Here is a 6116-nt window from a genome sequence, read left to right on the forward strand (position 1 = left end):
GCAAGGTTTGTCTGCGTTTATGCGACACCCATTACCCGTTTGTATTTTTCTACAGACTGTTCAAACCACACCTTTTCATCTGGGTCACCTAGCTTCATTGCTTCTTCAACAATGGCTTCAGGGCCACATTTCGCTTGCTTCAGTTTCCATACAAGAAACGATGCTTGCTTATCCAGTTCGATTTTATTTTTCTCGCTGGGTGGAAGGAGTGAAAGGTTGATAGACATTGCTAGCCTTCGTCTGTAATACACTTGGCTGAGAAATATATCATAGAGCAGCCTCATAAAACCAATACTATGAGTAACCGAAAGGGTTTATGAGACAAGAAACTAAGCAAGTCACTGATGCAGGTCAAGCTAGTTTGGGAAAGTGCGTTTAGTTAGAACACTCCATCAACTAGCTTGTTTAAGCTGTAGTGCTTTATTCACTTCAATTCGCGCTTTACGATATGAAACTTCAACCGACTCATGACAATCGTGTGCAAACATAAGCACTAAATATATTAAAGACAACTGTTTGTCGATGATTTTTAACGCAACGGCTTTACTAACTTCTGGCAATTTAAATGAGTTCCTTAAGTGTAAGTCGTTATAAATATAGTTACATTCATTCAAAGCTTGGGTGCACCCCATAAGGCTTGAATCTTTGTTAAGTGTATCGATTATATTATTACATGAGCGAGTAAATTGGACTGCCACATTAAGATCTAGACTCATCTCCCCGTTAAGTGACCGTGGAAACATCTTTTTATGTAGCTTACGAAGCAGTACGTCATCAAAATCATCTAGCTGCAAGATATCCACATATTTTTTAAATTCCTCTAGATGCTTGTAATGATTTGAGAACGTATTTTGTTGATTTGTTACCCTTATCTGCTCTTTCGTTTGTTCAGATCTGTGGTTAGCAGCCAACAATGCAATGATTGGTATAATTAGAGCCAAAATTCCAAGAGGAAAACGAAAGACTGAAACGAAATTATTAAAACCCGCTGCGGATAAATCCCAACGTAAGGGAGTATGTACCACTATCAAAAATGCACAAATAGAAGATGTAATTATAATCGCTAATGTAACAATCCAAACAATTGGAAGCGCTATAAAGCTTCTATGTGGATTAAACTGAACGTCTAGCAGTGACAAAAGTTTCACCTCAACCCCTTAGATTTTAAATTACTAAATATTCAATAATCATAATAACTTAGACAATGAAATGTAAAGCGTTTATAGCTTGGACTTTAATACATTATCAACAAAAAACCACCAACATTCAGTCTGAACATTGGCAGCTTTTAAGTATAGGAATAGGTGTATAGATCTACTTCGGCAACAGATAGCGCGTGCTTCTACCACCAGAACCAGATTTAACTAAGCAGCCATGTCCAATCAATGCGCTCAAATGACGTGTTGCGGTGGCACTACTCACCTTTGCTACTTTCTGATATTGGCTGGCATTGATACCTTCTGAAAAATCACCATCGAGCATCCTATTCAGCACTTTTACTTGCTCTGCTGTAAGCTTGGTTTGGTCGATGCTGCGCCAATAGTTGGTCTTATATACAGTTTGGTCGACCTCAGCGAAAACCCCTGTAAACGTCTCGTCTAACGTATCTAAGAACCACATCAACCATTCGCTAATATCGAGTCCCCCTTTCTGGGTTCGCTCCAATATCTCGTAGTAATGCTTGCGGTTAGCGAGAATTCCCACCGACATCGCATAGAAGCGTACCGACTGCTGCTCGGCCTGTGCTAACGCCAAGTCGGTCAACAATCGAGTAATACGACCATTACCATCATCTAACGGGTGTAAGGTGATAAACCAAAGGTGAGTGATTGCGGCTCGCAATAGAGGATCGAGTGTGGCGTCGGTAAGTGAATCATTAAACCATTTGATAAATGTATCTAGCTCAGCATCAAGAATGTCTCGGCTAGGCGCTTCAAAGTGCACGGTTGGGCGGTCAATTCTTCCTGATACCACTTGCATCGGAGCGTCACCTCGTAGCTGACCTCCAACTACAGGGTTAAACATGGTGTAGCCTTGAGGAAACAGTCTATCGTGCCAATGTAAGATCCTATCAAGCGCTAGTGGCTCTGTTAGGTTCTGCACCGCATCCAACATAATTTCAGCTAGGCCATCGGTTTGTTCTGTCGTTGGAAAAGGTCGATCTTCACTGACACCGAGTTTATTGGCTAAAGAAGACCGGACCGAGAAAGCATTAAGCTTTTCTCCCTCAATCGCACTGGAATGGACTATGTTCGCTAATAAGGTGTCGAGCATGGTTTGGGATTGATCTGCCGACTGTGAGGTAATCTTGCCCAATAGAATGCCCTGATTAAGCCGTACTTCTCTTAACCTCACGCCTATTTTCTGATTATCCCAAACAAAGTTTGGCCAATTATCTTGCTGCCAAATCCACATATTACACCCCATGATGCGAAAGTATCACTTATTCAACTCACACTATGAGCTGTTTAAGGCAATTATTCAACTCACATTATGAGCCGAATAATGAGTTAATCGCATCACAGAGGTTGCAAGAGTAACTCCTAACCTACAAAACTATTCACTCACCGCGAACACATCGCAGCGTGAGGCGCAGATGAAGTCATTTTTGTGCAGGCCTTTGATTGAGTGGCTCCACCAAGTGACGGTGACTTTGCCCCACTCCAATAAGATCGAAGGATGGTGGAACTCTTCTTCTGCCAGTTCTGACACTATGTTGCTGAATGCCCATGCTTGCTTGTAGTTCTTAAACTTGAACACCTTCTCAAGCTGCGGGATGCCGTCTCTTTCGATGATCTGCCAGTCTGACAACTCCAACAGTAAAGATTGTTGTTCATCTTCACTTAGGGCAATCGCGTCGATACTGCAGGCTTCGCATTTTTGTTCATTCAACATGTGTTGGTTCCTTGGGTTCAAAAAGTGGTGGTAGTAACCCCGCATCGATGGCGAGATCAGCTTGCTGTAATAGGTTTTCCTGACTGATTTTAAAGAGCTCAGATAGCTCGTCGACCACGTAATATTTCGGCTGCATGATGTCGATACGATAAGGCGTTCTTAAAACCGTTTGCAGATCGAACCGCTCGCGAACGGCCAAATCCCCTCCCAACGCATACATAGTTTCCGCTGGAGACGAAAGAATGCCACCGCCATAGATTTTCAGTTGTTGGCCTTCTTTTACTAAACCGAACTCAACCGTAAACCAATACAAACGGGCAAGATAAGCGCGCTGTTTAGATGTGGCGGCTTGGCCTAGTTTTCCATAATGCTCAGTGAAAGCCGCGAAATCGGCATTAGTGAGCATGGCACAATGGCCGAAAATTTCATGAAAGAAATCAGGTTCTTGTAAGTAATCGAACTCGTCTCGCGTTCTCAGAAATGTCGCAACTGGGAATTTCTTATTGGCGAGCAAATCAAAGAATCGGTCGAAATCGATCAATGCAGGCACAGGCTGAACTTGCCAACCGGTTGTTTCCATTAGCACTTTATTTATCTCTGGCAGCTGGGGAACTCTGTCTAATGGTAGATCCAGCAAGGTCAGACCGTGCAAATAGGCATCGCAAGCGCGGTCACTAATGACGTCCAGTTGCCTTTTCACCAAGTCGTGCCAAATGGCATCTTCTTCGAGGCTCCACTCAACCCATCCCTCTTGGCTCACGGGCTTAGAATGATATTGAGTCATTACACACCTCCTTTCGAATGTCTCACTTTAAGCCTATCTCCACTCCTTATAAGCGCCAATTTGCGCGATTTTTCGAAACAAGCGATCGTGTAACATTTTATTTACACAATTCCACCAAGCGCTTATTTTGCTGAACTTTTGACTTTGTAAAACCTAAATACCAGACTGAAAACGTTAACTTTTTGTTAAAGGTAAAGGAATGCACGAAAGCAATAAGCCAATTTGGCAACCTAGCGACCAGCGTATCGCACACGCCAACGTAACCCGATTTATGGATAGCCTTGAACAGTCTTGGTTAAACCTAGATAGGGACGTAAAAAACTATGCCGAACTCCACCAATGGTCTGTAGTTCAGCCGGAATCGTTTTGGCAAAACGTGTGGCAGTTTTGTGGAGTAGTCGGCTCACAAGACTCTATTAACAAGGCAGAAAGCGAGACCATCAAAGCTCAAGGTGGGAGCCGCTGGCAGCAGCCTAAATCGAACCGTGATGCGGTTTGGTTTCCCAATGCACAAGTAAACTACGCCGAGAACTTGCTGCGTTTGGCACACACCATGCCTGATGAGCTTGCGATTTGGTTTGAGAATGAACGTGGCGAACAACAGAGTTATACATGGGAAACCCTGTGTGAAGCTGTCTCTAGTGTTCAGCAATGGCTTGTCGATAGCGGAGTGAAACAAGGTGATATAGTTGCTGCGTATACTCCCTATCTGCCACAAACCGTGATAGCCATGCTAGCCGCCACCAGCTTAGGCGCGATTTGGACATCGACCTCGCCTGATTTTGGAGTAGAGAGTGTGATTGAGCGATTCGGACAGGTGAAACCTAAGGTGCTGTTCACCTGTGACGGTTACACCTTCAATGGCAAAACGTTCGATATGGCGGGCAAGAACCGTGAAATCATCGAACACTTAAACGAATTAAAACAGGTGTGTGAGATCGGTTATTTGAAACCGAGTAATGACTTAGAGAAGAGCGATTTAGAGAAGAAAAAAGTTGAACATGATGTGTCGATTCTAAGCTGGCACAGCATCATTAATCACTATCAGACAAAACCTCTTCGATTTACTCGTGTCGGCTTCAATGAACCGTTGTTTGTACTCTACTCTTCCGGCACCACAGGCAAACCCAAATGTATAGTGCATTCTGTCGGTGGCACTACCATCAACCACCTAAAAGAGCATCAGCTTCATTGCGATATTAAACCAAGAGATCGCGTGTTCTACTACACCACTTGTGGTTGGATGATGTGGAACTGGCACGTATCTGCGCTCGCCAGCGGTGCTTGTTTGGTTATCTTTGATGGTAGCCCGGTTTACCCGCAACCTAACGTTCTATGGGATTTAGCGCAGCGTGCTGACGTATCGACATTTGGCACCTCAGCCAAGTACATAGAAGCGATTGAGAAAGCCGAACTCTCGCCAATAGACAGTCACTCGCTTCCTCATTTGAGAACACTGTGCTCGACGGGTTCTGTGCTTTACCCAGAGCAGTTCGATTACGTTTACAAGCACATCAAGCAAGACCTGCATTTAGCGTCGATTTCTGGCGGCACGGATATTTGTGGCTGCTTTGTTTTGGGTAACCCAATCTCGCCTGTGTATCGCGGTGAGTGCCAACAGGCCGGGCTCGGCGTCGACATCAAGGTGTTCAATTCGTCTGGTCAAAAGGTCGATCACGAACGTGGCGAATTAGTATGCACCAACTCCCTACCCAACTTCCCCGCTGGCTTTTGGAATGACACCGGAGAGCGCTATCACAGCACCTATTGGGATAGGTTCGACAATGTGTGGCATCACGGTGATGAAGTCGCACAGAGCGAACATGGCGGCTACCTGTTCTACGGGCGAGGCGACACCACACTCAACCCCGGTGGCGTGCGAATTGGTACGGCCGAAATCTATCAGCAAGTGAACACCATTGACGGCATCATCGATTCGATAGCAGTCGGTAAAAACATCGACCGCAATGAACAGGTATGGCTGTTTGTTCAGCTGCAGCAAGGTGTGAGTTTAGATGAAAAGTTACTGACAGCCATCAAAAGCAAACTCAAATCCTCTTGTTCGCCAAGACACGTGCCAAGCCAGATATTTGCGATCAGCGACGTGCCAAAAACACGCTCTGGCAAACTGGTGGAGTTGGCTGTGAAACAGGTGATCAATGGCAAAAATGTAGAAAACCTCGGGGCTATCGCTAACGCCGAGGTTTTGGAAGAGATAAAGAGTGTTGTTTCGCTTTAGTGTTGAGCCTTAGAAAGTGGCTAACTATCTCCGATTTTCATTTGGCTGTCAGATAACACCTAGAGTAAAGGCAGCCGATTGAAAACCGAATCGAAGCCACTATTAAAGCTCATGAACCCTCTCATCAGTTTGGCTTCGTGCCTTGGCTTTGTTGCGTAATTAAATTTAAAGATAGAACAACCCCGTTTCGCGTATTTC

At 44.7% G+C, this 6116-nt stretch carries 6 protein-coding genes; 1 reads left to right on the forward strand and 5 read right to left on the reverse strand.

Going from position 1 to position 6116, the window contains the following annotated elements:
- Nucleotides 1-17: 17 nt before the first annotated feature.
- From A6D97_RS05250 to phhA, 5 genes are all read right to left on the reverse strand, one after another.
- Nucleotides 18-227 carry a DUF3283 family protein gene (locus A6D97_RS05250; protein WP_008216860.1) on the reverse strand — a complete coding sequence of 70 codons (210 nt, stop codon included), beginning with the start codon at nucleotides 225-227 and terminating at the stop codon, nucleotides 18-20.
- A 165-nt stretch (nucleotides 228-392) separates the two neighbouring features.
- Complete coding sequence (locus tag A6D97_RS05255) at nucleotides 393-1139, reverse strand: hypothetical protein (RefSeq protein ID WP_170791805.1); 747 nt, start codon at nucleotides 1137-1139, stop codon at nucleotides 393-395.
- A 175-nt stretch (nucleotides 1140-1314) separates the two neighbouring features.
- The gene (locus A6D97_RS05260) at nucleotides 1315-2415 is read right to left on the reverse strand and encodes a Fic family protein (RefSeq protein WP_065583961.1); all 1101 of its coding nucleotides are present in this window, start codon (nucleotides 2413-2415) and stop codon (nucleotides 1315-1317) included.
- Between the two features lie 141 nt (nucleotides 2416-2556).
- Nucleotides 2557-2895: a 4a-hydroxytetrahydrobiopterin dehydratase gene (locus A6D97_RS05265; RefSeq protein WP_017065112.1), complete on the reverse strand. Its 339-nt coding sequence runs from the start codon at nucleotides 2893-2895 to the stop codon at nucleotides 2557-2559.
- Complete coding sequence (gene phhA / locus A6D97_RS05270) at nucleotides 2885-3679, reverse strand: phenylalanine 4-monooxygenase (RefSeq protein ID WP_065583962.1); 795 nt, start codon at nucleotides 3677-3679, stop codon at nucleotides 2885-2887. The genes A6D97_RS05265 and phhA overlap by 11 nt, the downstream gene beginning before the upstream one ends.
- A 199-nt stretch (nucleotides 3680-3878) precedes the next feature.
- Between phhA and A6D97_RS05275 the strand changes: the two genes are divergently transcribed.
- Nucleotides 3879-5918 (forward strand): acetoacetate--CoA ligase, encoded by a 2040-nt coding sequence (locus tag A6D97_RS05275; RefSeq protein WP_065583963.1) that lies wholly within the window; start codon nucleotides 3879-3881, stop codon nucleotides 5916-5918.
- The last annotated feature ends 198 nt before the right edge of the window (nucleotides 5919-6116 follow it).

Source organism: Vibrio sp. ZF57 (assembly GCF_001691235.1).
Classification (GTDB): domain Bacteria; phylum Pseudomonadota; class Gammaproteobacteria; order Enterobacterales; family Vibrionaceae; genus Vibrio; species Vibrio crassostreae_C.

What these genes read in the sequence shown, in the direction of transcription:
- A6D97_RS05250 (WP_008216860.1), bottom strand. Translation starts at nt 227, where the DNA reads ATGTCTATCAACCTTTCACTCCTTCCACCCAGCGAGAAAAATAAAATC.
- A6D97_RS05260 (WP_065583961.1), bottom strand. Translation starts at nt 2,415, where the DNA reads ATGTGGATTTGGCAGCAAGATAATTGGCCAAACTTTGTTTGGGATAAT.
- A6D97_RS05265 (WP_017065112.1), bottom strand. Translation starts at nt 2,895, where the DNA reads ATGTTGAATGAACAAAAATGCGAAGCCTGCAGTATCGACGCGATTGCC.
- phhA (WP_065583962.1), bottom strand. Translation starts at nt 3,679, where the DNA reads ATGACTCAATATCATTCTAAGCCCGTGAGCCAAGAGGGATGGGTTGAG.
- A6D97_RS05275 (WP_065583963.1), top strand. Translation starts at nt 3,879, where the DNA reads ATGCACGAAAGCAATAAGCCAATTTGGCAACCTAGCGACCAGCGTATC.